The organism is Sphingomonas sp. Leaf257 (genome assembly GCF_001422185.1).
GTDB classification, from domain to species: Bacteria; Pseudomonadota; Alphaproteobacteria; order Sphingomonadales; family Sphingomonadaceae; genus Sphingomonas; species Sphingomonas yabuuchiae.
Window position 1 is genome coordinate 1 of sequence record NZ_LMMH01000003.1, and the last position, 26,185, is coordinate 26,185.

The following is a 26,185-nucleotide window of genomic DNA, read 5'->3' on the forward strand; positions in this document are numbered from 1 at the left end:
CCTCGGCGGCCACCACCGCAAAGCCGCGCCCATGTTCGCCCGCACGGGCCGCCTCGACCGCCGCATTCAGCGCCAGCAGGTCGGTCTGGCGCGCGATTTCTTGGACGATGCCGATCTTCTCCGCGATGGTGCGCATGGCGACCACGGCCTTCTGCACGGCCTGACCACTCACCTCGGCATCCTGCGAGGACTGGCGCGCGATCTTCTCGGTCTGCGTCGCATTGTCGGCATTCTGTTTGATGTTGGCGGCCATCTGCTCCATCGAGGCAGAGGCTTCCTCGGCAGCGGCGGCCTGTTCGGTCGCGCCCTGGCTCACCTGTTCCGACGAGGACGACAGCTGCTGGCTGCCCGCCGCGACATTCTGCGCCGCCTGGGTCGCATCGCCCACGACACCGCGCAGACGCTCGACCCTCGACACCAGGGCATGGCCCAGCACGTCCTTGTCCGACAGCGGCTGATGCTGGACGGTCAGGTCGCCGCCCGCGATCGTGTCGGCCAGCTGCGCACTCTCGCGCAGGTTGGCGGTCATGCGGTTGACCGTGTCGACCAGGTCCTTGATCTCGTCATTCGAGGTGACGGCCACGTCCTGCGACAGATCGCCGATCGCCACCGCGTCGATCGCCGCCGAAACCTTGTTCAGCCCCTGCGACACGAGACGCGAAATCCACAGCGCACCGCCGACCGCGACCAGCAGCGCCAGTGCCGCCGTGGCGAACAGGACATTGCGGGCATTGGCATATTGGGCGCTGGTATCGGCATCGGCCTGCTTCATCGCGTCCTTGGCAAGGCCGACGATCTGGTCGATCTGGCCGCTGATCTGGCCCGCGACTTCACGCGACTTGGTGACCGAAATCCGTCCGGCTTCGGCATTGCCGTTGGCCAGCGCCAAGGTGCGGATCTGATCGTTGATCGGCACATACTGGTCGAATAGCGACTGGACCTGCATCCAACGCGGCTTGCCCTCCGTCGTGGAGATGGCCAGACCGGCGGCGATCAGCTCGCGCGTTTCGTTGCGCGACTTCAGGACCTCGGCATCGAACTTCCGGGTCAGCGCATTATCATCCGTCAGTGCCATGTTCTTTTCGAACCGCAGCACCCGGTTCATCCGCTCGTTGACGCTGAGTGCGATTTCCAGTCGCTTCGACGGACCGGCGATGACGTCGGTGATCGCGGTGTTCAGCGCGCTCATCTTCATCACGCCGACGCCGACGACCGCCAGCAGAAGGCAGACGATCAGCGCGAATGTCGCGCCCAGCTTCATTTTTATCGTGGCTCGCATGATCAGGATCCTCCCCGAAAATATCGATGGTGGTGTGAAACGCCGACACGCTGTCGGACGCCCGATGAATGGTCGTACAGGCCGGACAAGGGTCCGGCGGGAATGTCAGGAATACTGCCCAATACGCGGGCGTCGGCGGCGATCTCGCCATTCGGCATCGTGCCGGGGCGGTCCCGCGAAATGCGACACGGTCGCTCCCGGGGCGGGAATTTCCCCGCCGGGGGGCTGCACCGGGATGGCCATGATGGACAACCCGACCCGGTGCAGTGCGGTCCGATCCGTTTGCAGAGGCGTCGATACGAAATGCTATCGCATGCTCATGGCCTGAAAGGCGTCCGACGCTCTCTGTGTTAGGGGTCAGTGGATGGTGGTCTCGGCGTCGCTGGTCAGGCGGGCGAACAGCGCCGTCAGGTCCGGCAACACCACGAGGTCGCCCTCGCGCCGCACCAGGCAGCGGACATGGTCGCGTGGCCAGCGCATGCCGATGACCGGCGCCTCCTCGGCATCCCCCGCGTGCAGCACCGTGACCTCGTTCACCCGATCGGCGGTCAGGCCGATCAGAAAGGGGTCGCCATTCACGTCCAGCTCGATCACGATGATCCGGCTGTCGGCGGTGTTGGCATGCGCCTCCATCCCGAACGAGCCGCGCAGATCGGCCAGCGGCACGATGCGGCCGCGAAAGTTGATCACCGAGGCGGCGAGCGGATCGGCGCCCGGCACCATCGTCACCGGCATCATGTCCAGGATTTCGCGGACGATGCCCGCCTCCAGCGCGAAGGTCTCGCCGCCCAGGCCGAAGGTCAGGACCTCCAGGCCGTTCTCGGGCGTCCAATTGGGTACTTTGTGATAGGGCATGGGCTTATCCAGCGGCCAGACGCCGCTCCTCCCTGGGCTGGCTCATCGCGATGAGCTGGGCGATGTCGAGGATCAGGGCGACCGAACCGTCGCCCAGGATGGTCGCGCCCGCAAAGGCCGCGACGTTGCGGTGTAAGGGCGACATGGCCTTGATGACCGTCTGGTGGTTGCCGACGATCTGGTCGACGACCAGTCCGACGCGCTCCGCCCCCGTGCCGACCACCACGATCTTCTGATAGGTGTCGGGCTTGGTCCCGGTCTCGAACAGGTCGCGCAACCGCAGGAAGGGCACCAGGCGTTCGCGCAGCGTGATGATGCTGCGCCCGCGCGAGCGCAGATCCTCCTCCAGCGACAGCTCCAGGCATTCCTCGACCGCGGCGAGCGGGATGACATAGCGTCCCTCGCCCACGCGGACGAGCAGCCCCTCGATGATCGCCAGCGTGAGCGGGATGCGCAGCGTGATGGTCGAGCCCTTGCCCGACACGCTCTTCACGTCGATCGAGCCGCGCAGGCTTTCGATCGTGCGCTTGACCACATCCATGCCGACGCCCCGGCCCGACAGGTTCGTGACCTGCGCCGCCGTCGAGAAGCCGGGGTGGAAGATCAGGCCCAGCAGTTCGTCCTCGCTGACCACCTGGCCCGGCTGGATCAGGCCGTTGGCCTCCGCCTTGGCGCGGACCCGTTCGACATCGATGCCGCGACCGTCATCGGTGATGGTGATCAGGACTTCGCCGCCCGCCTGATGCGCGCTCAGGCGGATGACGCCGTTGGCCGACTTGCCCGCCGCGATACGGTCCTCGGCCTTTTCCAGGCCATGGTCGCAGCTGTTGCGGATGATATGGACCAGCGGGTCGAACAGACGCTCGATGACGGTCTTGTCGACCTCGGTCGTCTCGCCTTCGGTCACCAGCTCGATCGCCTTGCCGGTTTCGTTGGCCAGATCGTGGATCAGGCGGCGGAAACGGCCGAACAGCGTCGACACCGGCACCATGCGCAGGATCATCATCGTGTCGCGCATCTCGCCCGCCAGACGCTCGATCTCTTCGGAGACCGACCGCAGGCTGAGGTCGTGGCCATGCCCGGCCAGCTGCGACAGACGGCTCTGTGCGATCACGAGTTCGCCGACCCGGTCCATCAGCTCGTCGAGACGCTCGGCGGGCACGCGGACATGCTCGCCCTGGGCCCGGTTTGCCGAGGCGGCGCGCGGCGTGATGTCGTTGGCCGCCACCGGCGCATCGACGACGACCGGCGCCTGTTCGGGGGCCGCCGCCACGTCCGCTTCCCCGGCCTCTTCGACCGCCAGCGGGGCGATGGTGATGTCCATATCGTCCATGACGAACAGGAACACGTCCTCGATCGCCTCGCGCGAAATGTCGCCGATCAGCGTGCAGTCCCAGCCGATAAAGCAATGACCGGGGTTGAGATCGTCCAGCGCCGGCAGCTTGTCGAAGGTCGCGACGATGGTCGCCTCACCCAGCTCGCGCAGTTCGTCGAGCAGCGCCAGCGGGCTGGTGCCATTGGCCATCGCGTCGGGCGGCAGGCGAAAGGACAGGGTCCAGCCCTGCTTGCGCGGGGCAGGCGCGGCCACGGGGGCCGAGATACCGGCGGCCGCGTCGACTGCCGTCGCCAGCCGGTCCAGGATCGCCTGACCATGGGCGGCGGGCGCATCGCCATCGACCATCGCGCGCATATGGTCCGCCGCCGACAGGATCACCGACACCAGGTCCGGCGTCGCACGGACATCGCCCTTGCGCACGCGGTCGAACGCGCTCTCGCAGTGATGGGTAAAGGCGGCCAGCGCATCGAAGCCGAACATCGCGCCCGAGCCCTTCAGCGTGTGAAGGCCACGGAACACGGCGTTGACGAGGTTCATGTCGTCCAGCCGGTGCCCCAGGTCGAGCAGGCCCTGTTCGACCTGTTCCAGAAGCTCGCCCGCCTCGATCCGAAAGGCGGCTGTCGGATCTTCGCCGCTCATCGCGCGAGGACCTTCTGGGCGACGCGGATCAGCTGTTCGGGCTGGAAGGGCTTCACCAGCCAGCCGGTCGCGCCCGCTGCCTTGGCCTGCGCCTTCATCGAGTCATCGGACTCGGTGGTCAGGAAGATGATCGGCACGCCCGCCTGGGCGGGCTGCTGGCGCAGCGCACGGATCATCTCCAGACCGTCCATATTGGGCATGTTCAGGTCGGTGACGATCAGGTCGAACCGGGTCCCGGTCGCCTTGGCCAGGCCCTCGGCGCCATCGGCGGCTTCCGTCACCGTATAGCCCGCGCCGGTCAGGGCGATGCGGATCGCCATACGCAGGCTCGCGCTGTCGTCGACGGTCAGGATGGAAGCGGTCATTGGGCGGTATCTCCGTGAAGCCAGAATTGGGTGTCGTCGACCGAGGCGGGCAGGAAGGCCGCGCGGGTCAGCAGGGCGTGAAGCGTCGCGTCGGCGGGCGCCGACAGCGCGAAATCGCACCCCGCCGCCGCCGCATGGACACGCGCCGCCTGGACGAGTTGGATGACGCTAAGGTCCGGTGAGGCGGCGCCGGACAGGTCCAGTCGGACGGTCGCGTCAGGGGCGATCGCGTTCTTCAAATCTTCGGCCAAAGCGCCGATGGTCGGCAGGCACACATCCTCGCTTGCCATCACCATGGTGATCGACATGATCTTTCCTTCAGGTCAAAGGTTCGGACACGCAGGATCGCCCTGCGGCCCCATCAATATTTCACGAAATACGCATCAACGCCGACTGGGCCGTGTACATCACGGCCTGCGAGTGGAATCGCTCGGCTGAACCCCCTCAGTCCCAGCCGGGGCTCATCGCACCCAATCATCTCTTATGTCCCCCAAGTTCATTCGGGGGTGTATCGCGCAATGGTAAAATCCGACTTAAATATACAAGACATATGACGGAAATGGGGAATGGCTGCACCATGGCCCGTTTGCCACGTGCAACACCTTGCATATCGTCGGAATCACGAGGGCAGCCGTCATCTGGCCGTCACCTGAGCGGGCGGTACATGGGCACCACCCGCCAGCCGCCGGCTAACATGGATCAAGCAATAATCTGTCTAACCCGATCCGGATGCCGGATCATGACGGCACAAGAACGAATCAGTTATTCGCTAAACAGCGTACCCGCGTCTTGGCTGCTCAGGTCGATGCCGAACATCAGGCTCAACCGCATCCGATAGACCCGCGGATCGGTGATCGTCGCGGCGGTTTCATCCTCCCCCACGCGGCGGCGATAATGCCGGTCGGTCAGGGCCGCGAAGCCGCGCGGCAGAACGATGCTGACGATCGTCGCCTGACGGAAACGGCTCTCCGGCGCGGTCGAGGTCCAGTGATTGGCCAGCGCCAGGTCGGCGTCCCACACATGGTCGGTGGTGAAGCTGTACTGGGGCTGCCACCCCTCGCCCGTCGCGCGGCCATCGGTCAGGCCGGGATGACCGTTGCGAAGCACCATCCAGCCATGCTGCGGATCGCGGTCCAGCCGGAACAGCGCGCCGTCGGGCGCGGTCGCCTCGGCCCCTTCGACCAACGGCATGGACGGCAGATAGCTGCCCCCGAAGCCCGCATCGGCGATCCAGTCCTGTCCATCGATATGGACGAGGCTAAGCGTGTGGGTCGTCGGCGGCACGTCGGTCGCCGCCAGCCAGACCCGCGCGAGCAGCGGCCGCGCATGGAAGCCATGCGCCGCCAGCGCGTCGAGGAACAGGCGGTTCTGCTCGAAGCAATAGCCGCCGCGCTTGGCCGTCACCAGCTTGGCAAAGACCCCGGCGCTGTCGATCGCGATGGCACGGCCCAGCCGGACATCAATATTCTCGAACGGAATCGCCTGGCGATGCGCCCATTGCAGCCGCCCCAGCCCTTCGGCATCGACGGTCACGCGCGAGGGCAGAGCGATACGGGCGAGATAGGAATCGAGATCGAACATGCGTGCGTCCTTTAAGGGGCCCGGCCCCTTCTGTCACCGCACGCGAGGGGATATAGGCCGGGGCGATCATGACCTTTCCCCTCGAAGACCCGACCCTGCCCTTCGGCCCCGATGCGATCCGCGCCGCCTCGGCAGTGATCCTGGATGGCGGCATCGTCGCCGTGCCGACCGAGACGGTGTATGGCCTCGCCGCCGACGCGACGGCGGCCGAGGCGGTGGCGCGGATCTATGCGGCGAAGGGGCGGCCCTCGTTCAACCCATTGATCGTCCATGTCCCCGATCTGGCGGCGGCGCTGGCGCTGGCGGACTTCGACGACGACGCGCTGGCGCTGGCCCGCGCCTTCTGGCCGGGACCGCTGACGCTGGTGCAGCCGCTGAAAGCGGGGACGGGGATCGCCTCGCTGGTCACGGCGGGGCTGGATACGGTCGCGATCCGCGTGCCGCGCCACCGCGCGATGCAGGCCCTGCTGGCCGAGACCGGCCGCCCGCTCGCCGCCCCCTCCGCCAATGCCAGCGGCGGGATCAGCCCGACCCGCGCCGCCCATGTCCGTGCCAGCCTGGGGCCGGAGGTGCCGGTCCTCGATGACGGTGCGACCGAGGCGGGGCTGGAATCGACCATCGTCTCGGGCCGCACCATCCTGCGTCCTGGCCCGGTCACGGCGGCGATGCTGGCGGCGGTGCTGGGCGATGTGGAGCAAGGCCCGGAAGCCCCCGCCATCGTCACCGCGCCGGGCCAGCTTGCCAGCCATTATGCGCCGCGCAAGCCTCTGCGCCTGAACGTCACGCACGCGGCGGCGGACGAGTGGCTGATCGGTTTCGGAGGTGTAAGCGGGCAGGACAGCCTGTCGGAACGCGGCGATCCGATCGAGGCGGCAGCGCGTCTGTTCGATGCACTCCACCGCGCCGATGCCAGCGATCGCGCGAAGTTGGCCGTGGCGCCGATCCCGGCGGACGGCATCGGCGAGGCGATCAACGACCGGCTGCGGCGCGCGGCGACGCGCTAGGGTCTGGGCCGAGTTCGCGGTGTGCACTTCGACTTCGCTCGGTGCGAGCGGACTTGGGGGATCGCCCCCCCCCCGTTCAGACTGAGCGAAGTCGAAGGCCAAGGGATGCCGCAAGGGCGTTTTTGGGCGAAGGTCCGTGCATGGCCTTCGACTACGCTCAGGCTGAACGGATGTTGGGATTAACTCAAGGCCTCCGTTCACGCTGAAGGAAGCCGAAGCGCACACCCCGGCCCCCCGCCAGGATCCCTTACGCCGTCACCGCCTTAGACCGCGCGGCGAAGCTCTTGCGCAGCTTCTGCAGCTTGGGCGGGATCACCGCCATGCAATAGGGGTTCGACCGGCCCGACGTTTCCCAATAATCCTGATGGTAATCCTCCGCCGGATACCACTGCGCCATCGGCTCGATCGTGGTCACGACCGGCTTGTCCAGCCCGGCTTGGGCCCTCTCGACGGCGGCCTTCATCGCGGCCTCCTGCGTCTCGTCCGCCGGGAACATCGCCGAGCGATATTGCGTGCCGACGTCATTGCCCTGGCGATTGAGCTGCGTCGGGTCATGGGTCGCGAAATAAATGTCGAGCAGATCGCCCAGCGCCAGCTGCTCCGGATCGAAGCCGATGCGGATCGCCTCGGCATGGCCGGTGTCGCCGCCGCACACCTGCTTGTAGGTCGGGTTGGGCACGGTGCCCCCGATATAGCCGCTTTCGACCGATTCGACCCCGATCACGTCCTTGAACACCGCCTCGGTGCACCAGAAACAGCCCCCGGCCAGCGTTACATATTCGGTCACTCGGAATCTCCTTGTCGTCTTGTATGCTTAGATAGGAAGCGGCTAGGCCACGGCAATCCAGCGACTTGGGGCAAAAGTAATGGCGACGATCGACGGTAAGGTGATGGTGACGGGCGGCGCCGGTTATATCGGCAGCCATGCCGTGCTGGCGCTGCTGGATGCAGGCTATGAGGTCGTCGTGCTCGACAATCTCGTCACCGGCTTCGACTGGGCGGTCGATCCGCGCGCATCGCTGGTCGTGGCCAATGTCGCCGACGACGACGCGGTGCGTGCCGCGATCCGTGAGCACCGGGTCCGCGCGATCATGCACTTTGCGGGCTCGATCATCGTACCCGAGTCGGTCACTGACCCGCTCAAATATTATCGCAACAACACCGCCGCCAGCCGCTCGCTGATGGAAAGCGCGGTGGCAGAGGGCGTCGCCCACTTCATCTTCTCGTCGACCGCCGCCACCTATGGCACGCCCGAGCGGGTGCCGATCAAGGAAAGCGATCCCAAGGCGCCGATCAACCCGTACGGCATGTCCAAGCTGATGACCGAGATCATGCTGAAGGACGTCGCCGCCGCGCATCCGATCAATTACTGCGCGCTGCGTTACTTCAATGTCGCGGGCGCCGATCCGCAGGGCCGTTCGGGCCAGTCGACGGTCGGCGCGACGCACCTGATCAAGATCGCGGTCGAGGCGGCGATCGGCAAGCGCGACGCCGTCGGCGTCTATGGCACCGACTTCGCCACCCGCGACGGCACCGGCGTGCGCGACTATATCCACGTCTCCGATCTCGCCGCCGCGCATGTCGCCGCGCTGGAACTGCTGGTCGAGCAGCCGGGCGAGAGCCACACGCTGAACTGCGGCTATGGCCGTGGCTTCTCGGTGCTGGAGGTGCTCGATGCGGTCGACCGCGTGACCAACCTGACGATCGAGCGCCGCATGGAAGGCCGCCGCGCGGGCGACCCGGCCGAGCTGGTCGCCGACAATGGCGCGATCCTGGCCACCCTGTCCTGGCGGCCCGAGCGGGACGATCTGGAAGGCATCGTTCGCGACGCGCTGGCCTGGGAGCGCAAGCTGGCCGAAATGGGCCGCTGATCCGGTGCGGTTGCGCTCGCTCCTCTTCGTGCCGGGCGACCGGCCCGAGCGGATGGCCAAGGCGCTGGGGATGGGCGCGGATGCGCTGATCCTGGACCTGGAGGATGCGGTCGCCCCCGATGCCAAGCCGCGCGCACGCGAAGAAGTGGCTCGGTTCCTGGACCAGCCGCGTCAGCCCGGCGTGCAGCTGTTCGTGCGCATCAACCCGGTCGATGGCCCGCTGGCGGCGGACGATCTGGCCGCGATCCTGCCTGCCCGGCCCGATGGCATCGTCCTGCCCAAGGCCGAGGGGCTGGTCAGCCTGCATGCGCTGGCGGCACGCGGGGTGGCGCATATCCCGATCCTGCCGATCGCGACCGAGACGCCGTTGGCGCTGTTCCGGCTGCACGAATATGCTGGATCGCCGCTGCCGCTCGCCGGGCTGACCTGGGGCGCGGAGGATCTGCCCGCCGCGATCGGTGCCGTCACCTCGCGCGAGGCGGATGGCGGCTATACCGCGCCCTATCAGCTCGCCCGGTCGCTGACCCTGTTCGGGGCCCATGCGGCGAGCGTGGCGGCGATCGAGACGGTCTATCCCGATTTCGCCGATCTAGAAGGGCTGGCCGCCTATGCCGCGCGCGGGCGGCGCGACGGCTTTACCGGCATGATGGCCATCCATCCGAGCCAGGTGGCGGTCATCAACGCCGCCTTCACCCCCTCTCCCGAGGAGCTGGCGCGCGCGCAGGCGATCGTCGATCTGTTTGCGGCGAATCCGGGGGCCGGTGTGCTCCAGCTGAACGGCAAGATGCTCGACGCACCGCACCTGAAGGCGGCGCAGGCGTTACTGGCGCTCGGCCACCCATGACCGGCGGGCCGCCGCCGTCGCCCACCACCAGCCCAGTGCCCAGATCGTGCCGAAGCTCCAGCCAGCCGCCACGTCGGACGGCCAGTGCACGCCCAGATAGACACGGCTGACCCCGATCGCCCCGACCAGCAGCACCGCGATCCCCACAATGGCATGGCGCACCCGGCGATGATCGGTCAGCTGCGTCGCGAGGGCCGCCAGCGTCAGATAGACCATCGCGCTGCCCGCCGCATGGCCGCTGGGGAAACTGGCATTGTGGACATCGACCCAGTGCGGCACCAGGTCGGGCCGTGGGCGCGCGACCATCAGCTTCACCCAGGTCACGACCGCACCGCCGCTGATCCCCGAAAGCGCCGTCATCAGCGCCAGCAGCCACCAGCCGCGCGCCAGCAGCAGGACCGCCGCGCCCACCACCATCAGGACCAGCACCGGCACGCTGCCCAGCGCGGTGAAATCCACCGCCGCCGCGCGCAGCCCCGGCGACGACGCATGGGTCCGCAACCCGGTCAGGATCGCCCGATCCCAATCGAAGGGCCAGTGATCGACCGCCAGTCCGAACAGCAGCAACAGCGCGAGCGCCACCGCCCCCGCCGCCACCCCGCGCAATGCCATCGGCATGGCCGACAGGCGCGGTGGGGCGGCAAGCGGCGAATCACGCGATTCGTCGCGCGACGAATCGCTGCCCGAAAAACGGGTCTGATCGATCATGGGAATGGCCTCGTCATGCCCGGCCTTTGTGGCGAATGCTCTTCAAGGGCAAGCGAATCAGGCTTTCAGACCGGGGCTGAACGAGCTTTTCGTCATGGCCAAGCCATTGAATGGCCGACAGCTCTTTCAGAAACGGTCCGATCGATCAGCGTCATTCGAAAAACGGGTTTGTCTGTTAACCAGTTCTGTTTCATAAATGAGGCACGCCGACGACCACGATTGGCGGGAGAGGACTGCACCACCATGGAAGAGCACATGATTTCGCCGATCGATCGCCTGATGATCCTGACCATCGGTGCGGTATCGAGCTGGCTGGCCGTCGGCGGCGTCGCCCTGGGCGCGTCCAAGCTGATCGAGCACCTTTTCTAAGACAGGTCGGCGCAATCCCCGGCGCTTTCGGCGGCTGGGGATTGCCACGGGAAACGGCGCATGGCTCGGGCTTGATCGGATCAGTCCCGGTCATGGGCGCCCCCTTTCCGATATAGGTGCCGCGCCATACCGATCGCGCGCCATCGCAGCAGATCGTCGACACTGGCATAGCCCAGCCCCAGATGCGGCGGCCGCGACGCCAGCACATCCCCCAGCGTGACCTGGCCGCCCCGCAGCGCCGCCCGCGCCATTTGCCGCCATCGTCGCGCGGTTTCCCAGCGGATCAGCGTCAGGCTCTGCGCATCGGGCGCGAACCGCTCGACGAACGCGCTCTGGAGTTGCGCGATGGCCTGCCCCAGGCGGCGCAGGGTTGCGCCATCCGGGACCGGCACACCCCCCATATTATGCTGGACCAGCAGCCGCGCGACCTCGTCCGCATCGTCGCCAAGCAGCGGCGCATGCGCCTCGGCCAGCACCCGTGTCGCGCTGGCGCGCATCATCGTCGTGAACCGCTTCGACGCGCCGCCTTCATGCTGGCGATAGATCAGCAGCGGCTCATCGAGTCGCGCGATGCGCCCGAATGCGCCGATGCGGTGATACAGGTCGAAATCCTCGGCATAGAGGATTTCGGGCCGGGTGAAGGGGTCGAGCCGCCGCGCGACATCGGCGCGGACCATCACGGTCGACCATGCCAGCGGATTTTCGATCCAGCTCAGCCAGGCGATCAATTCGGGCGTGGTGTGCGGCGCATAGTCCATAGGCAGCACGCGCCGCCCGACCAGCTGCTCGGTCTGGGTGCCGACCAGCACGATATCGGAATGCGCCTCCAGAAACGCGACCTGCCGCGCCAGGCGTTCCGGGCGGCACAGATCGTCCTGGTCCAACCCCGCCAGATAGCGCCCCCGCGCCTCGGCAAATCCCCGGTTGCGCGTTGTCACCGGGCCGCCATTGACCGCATTTTCGATCAGGCGAACGCGGGGATCGGGCCAGTTCCGCACCAGTTCGCGGGTGCCGTCCGACGAACAGTCGTCGACGACCAACGCCTCCCAGCCGGTCAGCGTCTGCTCGCCCAGGCTCGCCAGCGTTTCGCCGATCAGCGCCGCGCCGTTATAGGCGGGGATGACGACGCTGACGACAGGATCGGCGACCGGATCGCTCATGCCGCCGCGCTGCTCCGTGCCGCCGCATCCTGCCTGAGCAGCTGGTCGACGATCATCTGGCCGACATCATTCTGCCAGAGCCACAAGCCATTGGCCTGCCCCCGGAAACTCTTCTCCCCACCCAGCGCGCCCCAGGGTACGAAACCGGCGGAAAGGCCGATGCCAAAGACGCCGGGCACCGGCCGATCCTGATCGTCGAGGACGCGGCAATGCCGGTCGACCATCGGCCGCCCCGCGCGGTGCGCCAGCGCGATCGGCTGTCCGTTGACGTCGAACAGCGGCAGCGCGCGCGGACGATAGCCGAGCGCCCCGACCACCAGGTCGGCCTCGCCGATGATCCGACGCGCTTCGGCATCGTCCTCGCCCGCGATCCGGTGAAGGCGCAGGCGCGGGTCGGGCGTCCGTCCGCCCAGGCCCAGCATCCGCATCACCAGCTCGCGCGACTCCAGCCGAAGCCCGGCAAGGCGCAGCACAAACCCGCTGACCGGGCAGATATCGTCGGCGGTGAAGTCGGTGAAGCCTTCCGCCGCCGCCGCCTCGACCGATGGGAAGAAGGGCTTGGGCGGGGTGCGCACCATCAAAGTGATCGCGCCCGCCCCCCAGGGCAGGTCATGGCATTTGAGCAGCTGCACCGCGGAGGCCAGCGCGCTGGTCGAGGCCCCGACGATCACCACACGCGGCGCGCGCCGGTCGGCCAGCCGTGCCGCCACCGCCTCCAAGCCGCCCCGCCGCAACAGCAGGTCGGAGCGCATCAGCCGGTCACCCGCCAATTCACCCAGGCTGGCGCCCGCAACCCTCTTGTCCGCGACATGCGCGTCGGTCTGGTAGCCGCCGGTCGCCACGACCAGATGGCGCGACGTCAGGATGCGCTGCCCTTCGCGACCGACAATGGTGGTCCGCCAGAGCCCGTCCGCCGTGGCTTGGGCGCTCAGCGCCTCGGTATCGGTGCGGATTTCACCACCATGCGCCGTCACGATGCCGCGCAGCCGCTGCGCGGTCGCCGCCAGCAACGGCGCGGTCTCGGCCAGCGGCGCGCCCAGCGCCCCGCAATGCCGCGCCATCATCTGCCCGGCCGGATGCGTCTCCAGCGCGGCGAGTTCGGGATAAGGGTTGCCGCGCACCGCCGACAGGAAGGTTTCCGCCGTGGTGTCCGAACGGATCGCATAGCCGCCCAGCGCGCCCGGCCCGACATGGGGCGACCGCTCGACCAGCACGAGGCCGTCGCCGGCCAGCCGCTCCAGCAATCCCTTCTTGCTCGCGGCAGTCAGCACGGCGGTGCCCGCCGGTCCGCCGCCGATCATCACGCAGCCCAGCACGGCGTCGCCGCGCGCCTGCCCTGCCCCCGACCCGGCATCGGCAGCAACATGCGCGATCGCGCGCATCAGCCGCCCGGCCACGATCGTCGCATCGCCGGGCTGCATCGCATCGGTGATCGGCAGGCTGAGCATCCGCGCCGAAACATCATCCGCCACCGGCGTCGCCTCGACCAGCGCGGTGTCGCGGAACAGCGTCTGCTCCCCCAGATGCGGGCTGAAATACTGCCCCGTCCCGACCCCGTCCGCCGCCAGGGCTTCGGCGATGGCGGTTCGGCGCGAGGCCAGTTCGGGGGGAAGCAGCACCGGCATGAACTGAGTCGCCTGCCGCCTGGCCGTCCCATGCTGGCAGGTCAGCCCGGTCAGCGCCGCGCGATATTCGCGGTCCAGCGCGGCGCGGGCGTCGCAGATCCTATCGAGTTCGGCCAGCTTGCTCCGTGCCATCAGGCCCAGTATCTCGGGCATCTTGGCGTTGATGCCCGGCAAGGTCGCGTTGCGCCCGCTCTCGAAACCGAAATTCACCATTGCGCGCAGCTGGTCGATCCGGTCGGCATCGCCGCTATAGACCAGCCCGCCCTCGCCGACCGAAAAGGTCTTGGTCGCGTGCATCGAATAGACCAGCGCAAAGGGCGCCCCCGTGCCGAAGCCCCGCCCCGCTTCGTCCAGCGTCCCCAGCGAGGCCGCCGCATCGATGACGACCCCGACCTCGTACCGCCGCGCCAGCCAGGCATAGCGATCCAGGTCGATGACCGTGCCGAAGGTCGCATAGGGCACGACGACACCGATCCGGCCGCCATGCTGCGCCAGCATCCGCTCTTCCTCGGCCGCGTCGGCGGTCCAGTCCTGCGGGTCGATATCGACGATCAGGGGGGTCAGCCCGGCCCAGATCGCCGCCTGCGCCGTCGCGGCAAAGGTCATGGCGGGCATCATGGCGAGCGTGCCGGGCCGGGGATGCAGCCCCGCCGCCTGCCGGATGGCGATCATCAGGCCCAGCGTCGCATTGCCGACCGCCAGCGCCGCACCGCGCCCGTCGAACAGCCGTGCGACCATCTCGGCTTCCAGCACGCGGACCTCGGGGCCGTTATTGCTGAACTGGCCGGACGCCTCGATCCGCTTCAGGCCCTCCATCTGTTCGGACAGCCGGGGCGGTCGCGGCGCGATGAGCGGAAATTCCATCTGCCTTTCCCCCTTAAAACGCCCCGTCTTTCCATATCCGTCCTAAAAAGCTCTTAGCACAAGATGATTGGGATCACACGATCGTCCCCGCCATCCCATTTCGGGAGAGACGTCCCGCCGCTTTATACTGGTCCCGGCCAGCGGCGGTCCTTCGGCGATGCTTATCCCGGGAACATTGGCGCCATTTGTTCGATCGTTGATCTTCCGAGAAGCGAGCCATGATGACCGAACCCCTAAACGCCGCTGCCCGCGTCATCCAATTGGCCCTGACGCCCATCTTCCTGCTGACCGCCGTGGGATCGCTGCTGAACGTCTTTGCGACTCGGCTGGGGCGGATCAGCGACCGGATTCAGGGGTTGAAGCGGGATGGCCGGACGAACGGCTATGAGATGCGCCGCCTGCGCCTGCGCTCGAAGATCCTCGACATCGCCGTCACGCTGACCGCGGCGGCGGGCGCGATGACCTGCTGCGCGGCGATCACCCTGTTCCTGGGGACGCTGCGCGACTCGCGTCATGCGGGGGTGCTGTTCTTCTTTTTCGGCGGCGGACTGATCTGCGCGGTGGCAGGGCTGGCGTGTTTCGTCGGGGAAATCACGATCGCGGGCCGCGCGCTTCGCGACGATCATGACGAAGGCTGATCGGTATATCATCCCGGTGGTGGGTCCGCCGGGACTCGAACCCGGGACCTCTCGATTAAAAGTCGCTTGCTCTACCAACTGAGCTACGGACCCTCCATCGGGGTGGAAGCGACCTAGGGGCGCGGACGCCTGCGGTCAACACCATGTCGCATATGGCGCACAAACCGTCCGTCACGCGGGTCGCGCCAGTCCGCCGCGATCGCCGCCAGCGGGTGCAGCACGAAGTCCCGCGTCGCATAGGCCAGGTGCGGCACGACCAGGCCGGGCGAGCGCCACCGCCCCCCTGACCATAATATGATGTCCAGGTCGATCACCCGCGCACCCCAGCGCTGCCCCCGCCGCCGCCCGAAATCGCGCTCGACGGCTTTCAGCATACGAAGCATCGCGGGCGGGTCCAGCGGGCTTTCGACCAGCGCGGCGGCATTGGCGAAGGCGCGGATCGACGGGCCGATGGGCGCGGTCGTCAGGATCGGCGACACCGCATAGACGCCGGGCAGGGCCGCCAGCGCCGCGCGGATTTCATCCCGCGGGCCGCCATGCCGCCCCGGACGGTTGGAACCCAGTGCAATGGCATAGCTTGTCGTCGTCATGCCCTGCGACTACCCGAGCGCGATGCCTGACGCATCCTTTCCTGTCATCCCGGCGCCCCTGGCCCCGATCCAGCCGCCGCGCGACTGCCCGCTCTGTCCCCGCCTGGTCGAGGTCCGCGAGACCGTCGCCGCCGAATATCCCAATTGGTGGAACGCCCCCGTGCCGCCGTTCGGCGATGGCGAGGCCTGGCTGGCGATCGTCGGCCTCGCCCCCGGCAAGCATGGCGCGCACCGCACCGGCCGCCCCTTCACCGGCGATGGCGCGGGGCCGCTGCTCTATGGCACGCTGGCCAAATTCGGCCTGGCCGAGGGCGAGTTCGCCGCCAAGGTCGATGACGGCGTGACGCTGAAGGGCGCGGTGATCCTGAACGCGGTCAAATGCCTGCCGCCCGAGAACAAGCCGACGCCGGACGAGATCCGTACGTGCCGCACCTTTCTGGAACAGGAACTGGCCGCGCTGCCCCGGCTGTCGGTGGTCATCGCATTGGGCGAGATCGCGCACCGATCGGTCATCAAGGCACTGGGCGGTCGGCTGCCCAAGGCGCGATTCGCGCATATGGCCGAACATCGCCTGCCCGGCGGCGGACCGGTAATTCTCGATAGCTATCACTGCTCGCGCTACAACCAGAATACCGGGAGACTGACGCCCGAGATGTTTGAGGCCGTGTTCGCGCGGGCGATGGAGTTGCGGGGCTGAACCTATTCCTCCCCAAGCTCGCTTGGGGAGGGGGACCACCGCGAAGCGGTGGTGGAGGGGCATCGCCGCGGGCCGGCACGCTCCTCCGTCAGGCCTGACGGCCTGCCACCTCCCCTTACAGGGGAGGAATGAAAAATCAGATATCCTGGACCAGTCGCCCGTACAGTTCCGGCCGCCGGTCACGGAAGAAGCCGAAGGCGGCGCGGTGGCGCTTCACCCGGTCGATGTCGAGCGTGGCGACGATCACGCCCTCTTCCTCGCGGTCCAGCTCGGCCAGGATGTCGCCGCGCTCGTCGCAGATGAAGCTGGTGCCGTAGAAGGTCTGGCCATGTTCGCAACCGACGCGGTTGGCGGCGACGATCGGCACGACGTTGGAGACGGCATGACCGACCATCGCACGGCGCCACAGCCGCGCGGTGTCGAGGCTGTCGTCATGCGGTTCGCTGCCGATCGCGGTCGGATAGAACAGGATTTCCGCGCCCATCAGCATCATCGCGCGCGCCGTCTCGGGATACCATTGGTCCCAGCAGATGCCGACGCCCAGCTTGGTCGCGGGGCCGTCCCACACCTTGAACCCGGTATTGCCGGGGCGGAAATAGAATTTCTCCTCATAGCCCGGACCGTCCGGGATATGGCTCTTGCGATAGACGCCCGCGACCTTGCCGTCCGGGTTGACCATCGCCAGCGAGTTGTAGTGATGCGGCCCGTCCGCCTCGAAGAAGCTGGTCGGGATATGGACCTTCAGCTCAGCGGCCAGTTCCTGCATCGCGCGCACCGCCTGATGCTCGGCGGTCGGCTTGGCGTTGGTGAACAACCCCTCATCCTCGACGCGGCAGAAATATTCGCCCTCGAACAATTCGGGCGGCAGGATCACCTGCGCGCCTTGGCGTGCCGCCTCGCGGACGAGGCGCGACACCTCGGCGATGTTGCGGTCGATATCGGCGGTAAAGGCCAGTTGCAGCGCAGCGACGGTGATCTGGGTCATGGCCCTGCCCTTTAATGGCTCCGCACGCGGGCGTCACCCCGCTTCCGCATCCAGCCGGGCCCGCAAGGCATCGAGAAACGGCCCCGGCTCGTCCAGCCGCAACGCCACCGCCCGCACCGGATCGCGCCGCCACCGCGAGCGCGGCGGCAAGGGCTCGGACAGGCGGATCAGCATATTTTGCCAGGCGAGCAGCGCGATGTTCCAGCTATCGGGTGCGCGCACCGTCTCGCCATCGGGATTGGCCGTCACCGCCACGATCGCCGCATAGGGAATGGTTCGGTCGACCAATAGTCCGGCCCGCAGCCGCACCCCCGCCGGAGTAAGCAAAACCGGCGACAGGCGCAGCGACTTGATCAGGCCGATCAGGTACAGCAGCGACACATCGCTGATGACGAACATCACCATCGCCGCGGCCCGGCTCCAATGCGCGACCAGCAGATGCGTGACGGTGATCTCGATGCAGGAAATGACCAGCAGCGCGATCATCATCGGTTGCAGATGGCGGTGATAGGCAAAAGCGTGCGCCCCCGCCGGGATGTCGGGTGCCGCGCGCCAACGGAACAGCGCGAGGTGGAGCAGCCGGGCCTCCGCCAGCGCCAGTCGCACCAGCGGCCGGGGCAGCATCTCCTCCAGCAGCGCCGACCAGCGATCCGGATCGGCCGGGTTCCATGCGCGCTGCCGCGCCGCCACCCGCCATAGCCCCCATCCGCCATGCAGCGCGATCGCGACGACCGGAACCATCGTCGCCCAGGGCATGGCGAACAGCGCCACCCGGATCGGCGGCGGCGACAGGCTGAATACCGCCATGCCTGCGGACGCCATCGTGGCGATTCCCGCACGCCAACCCGGCCGCCGCGTCCGGCTCAACAACCCCAGCATCATCGCATCCGAGGCGATCCAGAGGAACAGCAGCGCCGCTGCGCGGGGATAAGCCTGCGCTATCGGCAAACGGAGCAAAACCGCCGCACCGGCGATGGCCAAGGCAGGCGCAATGGCGGGGAGGATCGGACGAGCGAACCCGTCGGCGGATCGGACGGCGGTCATGGCGACTCCCCTGATCGGTGGCGCCGCGATGCTAGCCCTTGCCGCCCCGCGCGTCACGCCGTCAGGCGGGATGCCGGGACGGGATCGAGCAGGATCGAGCGCAGGACCACCGGGTAGAAGCTTTTCATCTTCAGGTCGCACAGCGCCATCAACCGCTGGTTGAGCGCGCGGGTCACCCCGACATATTCGTTCCACCGTTCCTCGATGGCGCGGGCGGTCCAGGTTCCGATATGTTTGGAATAGGTCAGGCGCAGTTCGCGCGTCTCGACCACGACCGCCTCGCATCCGGGAATGCTGGCCATCAGCCGCCGTTCGCGCAGCGGGGTCAGCAGCAGTTCGTCCTCGCTCTTCAGATGCTTGGTGATGACCTGCGCGATCCGCGTGCGGGCCGGGCCCAGGAGCGGCGCGGCCTCGGCATAACGCAGGTCGAACAGGGCCATGAGAACGCCGACGGCGCGCGCTATGTCCTCGTGTTGCGCACGGAGCAGATTGATGGTGACTTGCAAGATGTGGGGCTCCGATCCCGGACGGGTGAATGTACCACCCTAGCCAACCCACGGTTTATGCACGGTAAAGGGAAAGGCCCGCGCTTCGACGAAGAAGCACGGGCCAGGGAGACATATCAGCCGATCGTCGGAATCTGCTGCGAGATGCAGTGGAAGCTGCCGCCGCCGGTCAGGATCGCGTCGGCGCGCAGGCCCACGACCTGGCGGTCGGGGAAGATCGCCTGGATCGCGGCGACCCCGGCATCGTCATTCTCGCTGCCGTAGAGCGGCACCACGACCGAGGCGTTGCCGATATAGAAGTTCATATAGCTGGCGGGCACGACCTCGTCGTCGCGCAGCACGCGGCCCGGCGACGGGATGCCGACGACCTCCAGACCGGCGGCCTGCGCGTCACGCTTGGCGGCGGCATAGACCTGCCAGTTGGGGTCGTTCTCGGCGGCTTCGGGGATGGCGACGCGGTTGGGGCCGACGAAGCGTGCCAGATTGTCGACATGGCCATCGGTATGGTCGTTGAGCAGGCCGTTGCCCAGCCACACGATCCGGGTCAGCCCCAGATCGCTGGCCAGCCGCTCGGCGATTGCGACTTCGGTCAGTTCGGGATTGCGATTGGGGTTTAGCAGGCACTGACGCGTCGTCACGACCAGCCCGGTGCCGTCCCCGTCGATCGCGCCGCCCTCCAGCACCCATTCGCAGCGAGTGGCGGAAAGCCCGCGATCCTCGGCCAGCCGCGCGCCGACCGTGTCGTCGCCGGGCAGGTCGTACTTGCCGCCCCAGCCGTTGAACTGGAACAGTCGGGCCGAGCCGTCACCGGTGATGATCGGGCCGGTATCGCGCAGCCAGATATCGCCAAAGGGCTGGACGACCACGTCCGCCATGTCGCCCGCCATCGCGCGCGCGGCATCGGCCGCCTCGCCATCGGCGGCGACCAGGATCACCCGCTCGCCCCGGCCATCGGCATGGACGGCGCGGGCAAAGGCCAGCACCTCCTCGCGCGCCGGGTCGAGATCCTCTTCCCACAGCTCCGGATGGCTGGGAAAGCCGATCCATACGGCGTCATGCGGGGCCCATTCGGGCGGCGGGGGCGTGGTCACGGTTGGCGTGGTCACTGGACGTTCTTCCTGCTTTGATCGCGAATGCCGCGAAATTCGGCGGTGGGATACCAGTTGGGCCACAGGCCCGGCCGGTCGGCGAGCGTCCTGCCCAATTGATAATAGACCGTCAAATCCTCGACCGCGCCCGACCAATCCCAGCGGGGATCATATTCGTCGGCGGGCTTGTGATAGCGGTTGGCGACATAGTCCTCCGACGCCGCCTTGCCCGCGGCGACGCCGCCCATCACCTTGTCCTGCCCCGAGCCGCCGTCGAGCATCGGCACGCCCAGCTTGGCGAACGAGAAATGGTCGGAGCGGTAATAGCTGCCACGCTCGGGATTGGCCTCCTCGCCGATATAGCGGCCCTGCGCGCCGACCAGCGACTTGGCGATATCCTCGATCTCGGACTTGCCCTTGCCGACCAGCACGAAGTCCTTCGACCGGCCGGTGACGTTCAGCCCGTCCATGTTCACCCCGCCCACGGTACGGGCGAGCGGGAAGACGGGATGCTGCGCATAATAGCCCGAGCCGAGCAGCCCGCTTTCCTCCGCCGTCACCGCCAGGAATGCGATGGAGCGCTTGGCCGGTCCCGCCTTGGCTTGCGCCTCGGCCAGAGCGGCCAGCCCCGCCACGCCGGTCGCATTGTCGAGCGCGCCGTTGCAGATATCGTCACCGTCCACCGCGTCGCAGCGGCCCAGATGGTCCCAATGCGCCGAATAGAGGACGTAATCGCCCGGCTCGGCCGTGCCCGGCAGGACGCCGATCACGTTCTTCGACGCCTGGCGCCGGATCGTGTTGGCGAAGCCGCCCGACAGGGTCAGGCCGAGCGGCACCGCCTTGAACCCCTTTTGCTGCGCCGCTTTGGTCAGCGTGGCGAGGTCCTTGCCCGCCGCCTTCAGGATGCGCTGCGCCACCGGTTGCTGTAACCAGCCGATGACCTGGCTCTGGTCCCGATGGTCGCCCGGCTCGTCCAGCTCCAGCTGCGGCCCGGTCCAGGAGGATTGCACCACCGCCCAGGGATAGGCGGCGGGTTCGGTCTGGTGGACGATCAGCGCGGCGGCGGCACCATGCTTGGCGGCATTCTCGAACTTGTAGGGCCAGCGACCATACCAGGTCATGGCGCGGCCCTCGAACGGCCCTTCGCGGCCCATGGTCTGCCAATCGGCATCGTTGATCAGGATGACCACCGTCTTGCCGCGCACATCGACCCCGGCATAATCGTCCCAGCCCTTTTCGGGCGCGGTGATGCCGTATCCGACGAAGACCAGCTCGCTGTCCTTCACGTCGATGCGCGGGGTCACCCGATAGGTGCCGACGACCATGTCGGTGCGATAGGCGAGCGGGATCGGTGCACCCTTGCCCTTGATGGTGAAGGGCTGGACATCGGTGGCGGTGATCTCGACCATCGGCACGTCCTGGGTCCAGCTGCCCTTGTTGCCGGGCTTCAGACCCGCCTTCTGAAAGCGGTCGATGATGTACGCGACCGTCTTGTCCTCGGCCGGGGTGGTCGGCGCGCGGCCTTCATAGGCGTCGGAGGACAGGGTCTGGGTGACCGTCTTCAGCGTATCGACCGAGATGGCGGGCTTGTCCTGCGCCATCGCAGTGCCGGAGAGGAGGAGGGACAACAGAACCAGACGGCGCATGACAGGCATTCCCCTTATGTTTGGGAATGTTGTGCCCGGCCGCCGATCGCAGGGCAAGGGTGTGCGACGGGGCGGCCTGCCCGCTCCTCGAACCATGGTGTCACCAGCAGATGGGGCATCGCCAGGGCCGCGATACCGGCAAACAGGGCACGGACGCCGGTCCCCTCGCGATAGACGAAAAATGCCCCCGCCGCCGCCGCGATGAGAAGGGCCGCAAGCAGGATGGGACCGACCGCGCGAAGATAGGCGCGATGGCTGACGCAACCGATCTCTTGCCGCCGCAGATCGGTCTGCGGAAGCGCGTGCAGAACCAGAAAACCGATCGAAAAGCCGATCAGCGGCGGCAGGACCAGCAACGCGCCGGTGCCGATCAACAGGCGCCCGTCGCGGCGCCGTGCTGCGATGATCAGAACCAGCGCCGTCGCACCGACCCCGGCAACGGTCAGCAGGAGAAGCACGGTCGTCGAAATGTCATGGCCTGCCGCGAAAGCGAGGATGTCGCCATAACCCTCGCGATGCAGGATCACCGGCGTCGCCACCAGCGAGATGCCGCGCGCCGTCCGTTCCAGCGGAGCACCACGGGGTGCATCTTCGACCCCGAAATGAATGGCCGAGGCCGCGAGGAACAGGGGCAACGCAATCTGCGGATACCCCGTCCACCACATCAGGCAGATCAGGGACACAGAGATATACAGGAACAGGAACAAGGGGCGCCGATCCGGTGCGACGATCGCCAGATCGCTGGCCCCGTGCGCCATGCCGAGGACACCGATGGCCAGGATCGCAAAGCCCAGCTGGATCGGCAATGAACCGGCGGAGGCGGCCAGCGCCGCCCCCACCAGCATGGTCCAGCCGATGGCCGGGGCACGGGTCATCAGGCGCGATGGTCGTGCAGCGCCGTCTTCAGATTGGCGGCCGCATAGAAGGCGTAGACGACCTTCGCCAACACATCCATGATCAGGATCGCCCAGACCGACGTCGGATCGCTGATGATCTTCAGGCCTTCCGGCCCGACCAGGAAGACGATCGGGTACAGGAACCAGATCACCGTCAGGAACACGACGTTTTTGCGATAGGCCGTGCCCAGGGCTTCGCCCCGCTCGGCCGCCAGGACGCGCAGCGGCCCCCACAGCAGATACAGCACGCCAACAAAGGCCGCGCACGACCAGAGATACCATACCCATTTCAGCACGGGCACGAGCGCCAGCGACGAGATCAGGCCGGTAACGATCATGAGGACGTCGAGGACGATGATCGCGGTCAGATAGCCGCCGACCTCCCCCGTCTTGCCCCGCTCGTGAAAAGCCAGCAGCACCAGGCTGGCGAGCAGGATCGGCGTCGTGACGGACCAGTCGGCGTAACGGGCCAGATAGGTCACCGATCCGTCGATGTTGATCAGCGTGCCGATGCCGAAGGCCATGGCAAGATAGGCCGTCGCGGCGATAAATGGCACGGCGGCATGGAGCAATGTGTGATGCAGCGACGGCGACGTCTTGCTGCCTTTTGCGTAAATGGCCAGCGAGGCCAGAGACATGATCGTAAAGCCGATCAGGAACGCCATCCAATCCATCTGCAACCCTCCGGTTAAGGGGCGACAGTGGGCCGACCCATGACCTGAACAGCGCATCGGGTTTGTCGATCCGGCATGACGCAAATGTTAGAATGGAAAACAAAAAAGGGCGGCCCCGAAGGACCGCCCTTTCCGAAACTTCGGTAAGACCCGAAACTTAGCGCGAATAGAATTCGACGACCAGGTTCGGTTCCATCTTCACCGGATAAGGCACCTCGTCCAGGGTCGGGATGCGGGTCAGCGCGACCTTGGTGTTGCCGTCGGCGGTGACATAGTCCGGCACTTCACGCTCGGCGAGCTGCTGTGCTTCCATGACCAGCGCCATTTCGGTCGCCTTCGAACCCAGCGAGATCTCGTCACCGACGAAGCAGCGACGCGACGCGATGTTGCACTTCACGCCGTTGACGCGGATGTGGCCGTGGCTGACCAGCTGGCGCGCAGCGAAGATCGTCGGCGCGAACTTGGCGCGGTACACGATCATGTCCAGACGCTGCTCGAGCAGGCCGATCAGGTTCTGCGAGGTATCGCCCTTCATGCGGGCGGCTTCCTGGTAGCAGGCCTTGAACTGCTTCTCGGTCACGTCGCCATAATAGCCCTTCAGCTTCTGCTTGGCGCGCAGCTGCAGACCGAAGTCCGACATCTTGCCCTTGCGACGCTGACCGTGCTGGCCGGGGCCGTATTCACGCTTGTTGACGGGGCTCTTGGGGCGACCCCAGATGTTCTCGCCCATACGGCGATCGAGCTTGTACTTTGCGCTTTGACGCTTCGACATGTGTAATCCTTGGCAATTACGAACGACGTTGGTCCCGGTATCGCACCATGCAAGCCTTTATGGGGACAAGCGCAGGCCCACCGCTTCACCGGGATGCGGGGGCAATTGCGAAGCGGCGCGCCTAGACGACGGGCGCGCCGGAGTCAAGCGAAGCGGGCGATCAGCGTCCGCTGGCGGTGTTCAGCCGCCCAGTGGCGTTTTCCACGTCGTTGCGCGCATTGGCCGCGATCTCGTCCCATTCCGCCTGGGTCTTGCAGATCCGCTTGGCCGACAGGCGCGAGCCGGTGGTTTCCTGGACCCGGCAGATCTTCTTTTCCTTTACCGGCGCGGGCGCGGGTTCGGCCTGTTGCCCGGTCAGGGCCAGCAGCAGCAACGTGGTCAGGATCGTCCTATCTCCCAATTGGAACGCGCCGCCATGCTATCCTGCGCACAGTCCGATCGGCAAGCCGGACTGGACAGCGGGAACGCCACCCGGCAGAGCCTTGGCCCATGACCCAGATTCTCGCCGGACCCGATTGCACCACCATGGCGGAGGTCCGCGCGGGCGTGGACCAGCTCGACCGCGAACTGGTCGCCCTGCTCGCGCGCCGCTTCGCCTATATGGACGCCGCCGCCCGGATCAAACCGACCCGCGACCGCGTGCGCGACGAGGACCGCAAGACCCAGGTCATCGACCAGGCCCGCGACGAAGCCCGCCGCCTGGGCGTCCCCGAAGCCGTCGTCGCCGACATCTGGGAGGTGCTGGTCGAAGGCTCGATCGCCTATGAATTGGCGGCGTTCGACCGGACACGGGGGTAAGCGGGCCCCGTCTCTGCCCCTGCACCCCCATCTCGGTTCAGCCTGAGCGAAGTCGAAGGCCACGCCCCTAGGCCCGCCACAGGGGCCGTTTGGCGGAGGCCATCCCTTGGGCTTCGACTTCGCTCAGCCTGAACGGGCGTGGACGAATTACCGCTGACGCGGCCGTGCCAGTGTCGACAACACGCCGCGCAGCGTCCGCACCTCCTGGCTCGACCAGCCGGGCTTGGTCAGCAGGGTGCGCAGCGTGCGCTTGCTCGCCGGGGTGCGGTCGGGCGGGAAGAAGAACCCCGCATTCTCCAGCATATCCTCCAGCTGGCCGATCATGCCGTCCAGCTCGCCCTGCGGCGCGACTTCGGGCAGTTCGACCTCGGGCGGTTGGGCCAGTGCGATACCCTTGGACCATTCATAGGCGATCAGGATCACCGCCTGTGCCAGGTTCAGGCTGCCGAATTCCGGGTTGATCGGCACCGTCACGATCTTGCGCGCGATGGCGACGTCGTCGGTTTCCAGCCCCGACCGTTCCGGCCCGAACAGGAAGGCCGCGCGGCCCACCGTATCGGCATGGATTTCGCGCGCCGCCTCTTCCGGGGTGACGACCGGCTTGGTCACGCCGCGCTTGCGCACCGTCGTCGCATAGACCTGCGCACAATCGGCGACGGCGTCGGATACGCTTTCGTAGACCTTGGCCTGTTCCAGCACGATGTCCGCGCCCGACGCCGCCGGGCCCGCCTGCGGATTGGGCCAGCCGTCGCGCGGGGTGACGAGGCGCATCTCGACCAGCCCGAAATTCAGCATGGCACGCGCGGCCTTGCCGATATTCTCGCCGAGCTGCGGGCGGACCAGGACGATGACGGGGGGCTGGGATTGGGGCTTGGACAAAATTCAATCTTCCGTTCGCCCTGAGCGAAGTCGAAGGGCACGTTCCGCGCGCGGTATCGCGGCTTCTGTGAGCGCCGTCCAGTCCGATGCGATCAGCGCGGCCTTCTTGGCGCGGGACCCGCCCTTGATCTGGCGTTCGGCGGTCAGGGCTTCGTGGCGGGAGGGGAAGTCCTGGACCCAGGCCAGTTCCACGGGGCGGCGGGCTTGGGTGTAGCAGGCGAGTTCGCCGGAGTGGTGCTGGGCGATGCGATGTTCAAGATTGTCGGTGTGGCCGGTGTAATAGCTGCCGTCGGAGCAAAGCAGGATGTAGCAGTAGAAGGCCATCTCATCAGGCTATCGCTTTTGGAGTTTGCGGCAAGGGAGTCCCTTGGGCTTCGACTTCGCTCAGCCTGAACGGGGGTGGGGGATGAGCGGCGGTCAATACGATGCTGGATTAAAACAGCCGTTCAGGCTGAGCGAAGTCGAAGCCCAC

28 protein-coding genes and 1 tRNA gene are annotated in these 26,185 nt (G+C 67.1%); 6 read left to right on the forward strand and 23 right to left on the reverse strand.

Annotated features, from left to right (window positions below; all coding sequences use genetic code 11):
- The 6 genes from ASF14_RS03900 to ASF14_RS03925 form a co-directional block, all read right to left on the reverse strand.
- Positions 1 to 1,279: methyl-accepting chemotaxis protein (locus tag ASF14_RS03900; protein WP_082442074.1), on the reverse strand; the 1,279-nt coding region annotated here is incomplete at its 3' end.
- Positions 1,280 to 1,636: 357 nt separating this feature from the next.
- Complete coding sequence (locus ASF14_RS03905; protein WP_056431945.1) at positions 1,637 to 2,134, reverse strand: chemotaxis protein CheW; 498 nt, start codon at positions 2,132 to 2,134, stop codon at positions 1,637 to 1,639.
- A gap of 4 nt (positions 2,135 to 2,138) precedes the next feature.
- Complete coding sequence (locus tag ASF14_RS03910; RefSeq protein WP_056431947.1) at positions 2,139 to 4,109, reverse strand: chemotaxis protein CheA; 1,971 nt, start codon at positions 4,107 to 4,109, stop codon at positions 2,139 to 2,141.
- Complete coding sequence (locus ASF14_RS03915; RefSeq protein WP_056431950.1) at positions 4,106 to 4,474, reverse strand: response regulator; 369 nt, start codon at positions 4,472 to 4,474, stop codon at positions 4,106 to 4,108. The genes ASF14_RS03910 and ASF14_RS03915 overlap by 4 nt, the downstream gene beginning before the upstream one ends.
- A complete protein-coding gene (locus tag ASF14_RS03920; RefSeq protein WP_056431953.1) occupies positions 4,471 to 4,782 on the reverse strand; it encodes an STAS domain-containing protein in 312 nt (103 codons plus the stop codon). Before ASF14_RS03920 ends, ASF14_RS03915 begins: the two co-directional genes overlap by 4 nt.
- 454 nt (positions 4,783 to 5,236) lie before the next feature.
- Entirely contained in the window at positions 5,237 to 6,055 is an 819-nt protein-coding gene (locus ASF14_RS03925; RefSeq protein WP_056431955.1) for an arylamine N-acetyltransferase family protein, read from the reverse strand.
- A 68-nt stretch (positions 6,056 to 6,123) separates the two neighbouring features.
- Between ASF14_RS03925 and ASF14_RS03930 the strand changes: the two genes are divergently transcribed.
- A complete protein-coding gene (locus ASF14_RS03930) occupies positions 6,124 to 7,059 on the forward strand; it encodes an L-threonylcarbamoyladenylate synthase (protein WP_056431958.1) in 936 nt (311 codons plus the stop codon).
- A 247-nt stretch (positions 7,060 to 7,306) separates the two neighbouring features.
- Here ASF14_RS03930 and msrA read toward each other — a convergent pair whose 3' ends face one another.
- A complete protein-coding gene (gene msrA, locus ASF14_RS03935) occupies positions 7,307 to 7,846 on the reverse strand; it encodes a peptide-methionine (S)-S-oxide reductase MsrA (RefSeq protein ID WP_056431961.1) in 540 nt (179 codons plus the stop codon).
- 79 nt (positions 7,847 to 7,925) lie between these two features.
- Here msrA and galE point away from each other — a divergent pair, with 79 nt between their 5' ends.
- The gene (gene galE, locus ASF14_RS03940) at positions 7,926 to 8,930 is read left to right on the forward strand and encodes a UDP-glucose 4-epimerase GalE (protein WP_056431964.1); all 1,005 of its coding nucleotides are present in this window, start codon (positions 7,926 to 7,928) and stop codon (positions 8,928 to 8,930) included.
- Between the two features lie 4 nt (positions 8,931 to 8,934).
- Positions 8,935 to 9,774: an HpcH/HpaI aldolase/citrate lyase family protein gene (locus tag ASF14_RS03945; protein WP_056431967.1), complete on the forward strand. Its 840-nt coding sequence runs from the start codon at positions 8,935 to 8,937 to the stop codon at positions 9,772 to 9,774.
- Here ASF14_RS03945 and ASF14_RS03950 read toward each other — a convergent pair.
- From ASF14_RS03950 to ASF14_RS03960, 3 genes are all read right to left on the reverse strand, one after another.
- On the reverse strand, positions 9,751 to 10,482 hold the full coding sequence (locus tag ASF14_RS03950) for a phosphatase PAP2 family protein (RefSeq protein ID WP_236696921.1): 732 nt from the start codon (positions 10,480 to 10,482) through the stop codon (positions 9,751 to 9,753). The genes ASF14_RS03945 and ASF14_RS03950 overlap by 24 nt on opposite strands.
- 449 nt (positions 10,483 to 10,931) lie before the next feature.
- Positions 10,932 to 12,011, reverse strand: a complete 1,080-nt coding sequence (locus ASF14_RS03955) for a glycosyltransferase family 2 protein (protein WP_056431970.1) — start codon at positions 12,009 to 12,011, stop codon at positions 10,932 to 10,934.
- On the reverse strand, positions 12,008 to 14,500 hold the full coding sequence (locus tag ASF14_RS03960; protein ID WP_056431973.1) for a DegT/DnrJ/EryC1/StrS family aminotransferase: 2,493 nt from the start codon (positions 14,498 to 14,500) through the stop codon (positions 12,008 to 12,010). Before ASF14_RS03960 ends, ASF14_RS03955 begins: the two co-directional genes overlap by 4 nt.
- Positions 14,501 to 14,718: 218 nt before the next feature.
- Here ASF14_RS03960 and ASF14_RS03965 point away from each other — a divergent pair, with 218 nt between their 5' ends.
- Positions 14,719 to 15,138, forward strand: coding sequence for a DUF2721 domain-containing protein (locus ASF14_RS03965; protein ID WP_236696922.1), 420 nt, complete (start codon positions 14,719 to 14,721; stop codon positions 15,136 to 15,138).
- A 17-nt stretch (positions 15,139 to 15,155) separates the two neighbouring features.
- Here ASF14_RS03965 and ASF14_RS03970 read toward each other — a convergent pair.
- A tRNA-Lys gene (locus tag ASF14_RS03970) sits at positions 15,156 to 15,231 on the reverse strand.
- Between the two features lie 20 nt (positions 15,232 to 15,251).
- Positions 15,252 to 15,728: a 2-amino-4-hydroxy-6-hydroxymethyldihydropteridine diphosphokinase gene (gene folK, locus ASF14_RS03975; RefSeq protein WP_056431975.1), complete on the reverse strand. Its 477-nt coding sequence runs from the start codon at positions 15,726 to 15,728 to the stop codon at positions 15,252 to 15,254.
- Between the two features lie 22 nt (positions 15,729 to 15,750).
- Here folK and ASF14_RS03980 point away from each other — a divergent pair, with 22 nt between their 5' ends.
- Positions 15,751 to 16,425: a uracil-DNA glycosylase gene (locus ASF14_RS03980; RefSeq protein WP_056432474.1), complete on the forward strand. Its 675-nt coding sequence runs from the start codon at positions 15,751 to 15,753 to the stop codon at positions 16,423 to 16,425.
- 136 nt (positions 16,426 to 16,561) lie between these two features.
- Here ASF14_RS03980 and aguB read toward each other — a convergent pair whose 3' ends face one another.
- The 9 genes from aguB to ASF14_RS04025 all read right to left on the reverse strand — a co-directional run bounded on the left by aguB (position 16,562) and on the right by ASF14_RS04025 (position 24,436).
- Positions 16,562 to 17,410 carry an N-carbamoylputrescine amidase gene (gene aguB / locus ASF14_RS03985; protein WP_056431977.1) on the reverse strand — a complete coding sequence of 283 codons (849 nt, stop codon included), beginning with the start codon at positions 17,408 to 17,410 and terminating at the stop codon, positions 16,562 to 16,564.
- A gap of 33 nt (positions 17,411 to 17,443) precedes the next feature.
- Positions 17,444 to 18,454, reverse strand: a complete 1,011-nt coding sequence (locus ASF14_RS03990) for a hypothetical protein (protein WP_056431981.1) — start codon at positions 18,452 to 18,454, stop codon at positions 17,444 to 17,446.
- Positions 18,455 to 18,507: 53 nt separating this feature from the next.
- The gene (locus ASF14_RS03995) at positions 18,508 to 18,960 is read right to left on the reverse strand and encodes a hypothetical protein (protein ID WP_056431983.1); all 453 of its coding nucleotides are present in this window, start codon (positions 18,958 to 18,960) and stop codon (positions 18,508 to 18,510) included.
- Positions 18,961 to 19,076: 116 nt separating this feature from the next.
- The gene (locus tag ASF14_RS04000; RefSeq protein ID WP_056432477.1) at positions 19,077 to 20,051 is read right to left on the reverse strand and encodes an agmatine deiminase family protein; all 975 of its coding nucleotides are present in this window, start codon (positions 20,049 to 20,051) and stop codon (positions 19,077 to 19,079) included.
- Positions 20,052 to 20,062: 11 nt separating this feature from the next.
- Positions 20,063 to 21,694, reverse strand: a complete 1,632-nt coding sequence (locus ASF14_RS04005) for a M28 family peptidase (protein ID WP_056431986.1) — start codon at positions 21,692 to 21,694, stop codon at positions 20,063 to 20,065.
- Between the two features lie 14 nt (positions 21,695 to 21,708).
- Entirely contained in the window at positions 21,709 to 22,569 is an 861-nt protein-coding gene (locus tag ASF14_RS04010) for a Brp/Blh family beta-carotene 15,15'-dioxygenase (protein ID WP_056431993.1), read from the reverse strand.
- Positions 22,569 to 23,264, reverse strand: a complete 696-nt coding sequence (locus ASF14_RS04015; protein ID WP_056431997.1) for a bacteriorhodopsin — start codon at positions 23,262 to 23,264, stop codon at positions 22,569 to 22,571. The genes ASF14_RS04010 and ASF14_RS04015 overlap by 1 nt, the downstream gene beginning before the upstream one ends.
- A 157-nt stretch (positions 23,265 to 23,421) precedes the next feature.
- Positions 23,422 to 24,036, reverse strand: coding sequence for a 30S ribosomal protein S4 (gene rpsD, locus ASF14_RS04020; protein WP_042490485.1), 615 nt, complete (start codon positions 24,034 to 24,036; stop codon positions 23,422 to 23,424).
- A gap of 160 nt (positions 24,037 to 24,196) precedes the next feature.
- On the reverse strand, positions 24,197 to 24,436 hold the full coding sequence (locus tag ASF14_RS04025; RefSeq protein WP_156361034.1) for a hypothetical protein: 240 nt from the start codon (positions 24,434 to 24,436) through the stop codon (positions 24,197 to 24,199).
- Between the two features lie 89 nt (positions 24,437 to 24,525).
- Here ASF14_RS04025 and ASF14_RS04030 point away from each other — a divergent pair, with 89 nt between their 5' ends.
- Positions 24,526 to 24,834 carry a chorismate mutase gene (locus tag ASF14_RS04030; protein ID WP_056432003.1) on the forward strand — a complete coding sequence of 103 codons (309 nt, stop codon included), beginning with the start codon at positions 24,526 to 24,528 and terminating at the stop codon, positions 24,832 to 24,834.
- A 147-nt stretch (positions 24,835 to 24,981) separates the two neighbouring features.
- Here ASF14_RS04030 and ASF14_RS04035 read toward each other — a convergent pair whose 3' ends face one another.
- Positions 24,982 to 25,713 (reverse strand): RNA methyltransferase, encoded by a 732-nt coding sequence (locus ASF14_RS04035; protein ID WP_056432004.1) that lies wholly within the window; start codon positions 25,711 to 25,713, stop codon positions 24,982 to 24,984.
- Positions 25,714 to 25,716: 3 nt separating this feature from the next.
- Complete coding sequence (locus tag ASF14_RS22465) at positions 25,717 to 26,037, reverse strand: GIY-YIG nuclease family protein (RefSeq protein WP_056432007.1); 321 nt, start codon at positions 26,035 to 26,037, stop codon at positions 25,717 to 25,719.
- Positions 26,038 to 26,185: the final 148 nt, after the last annotated feature.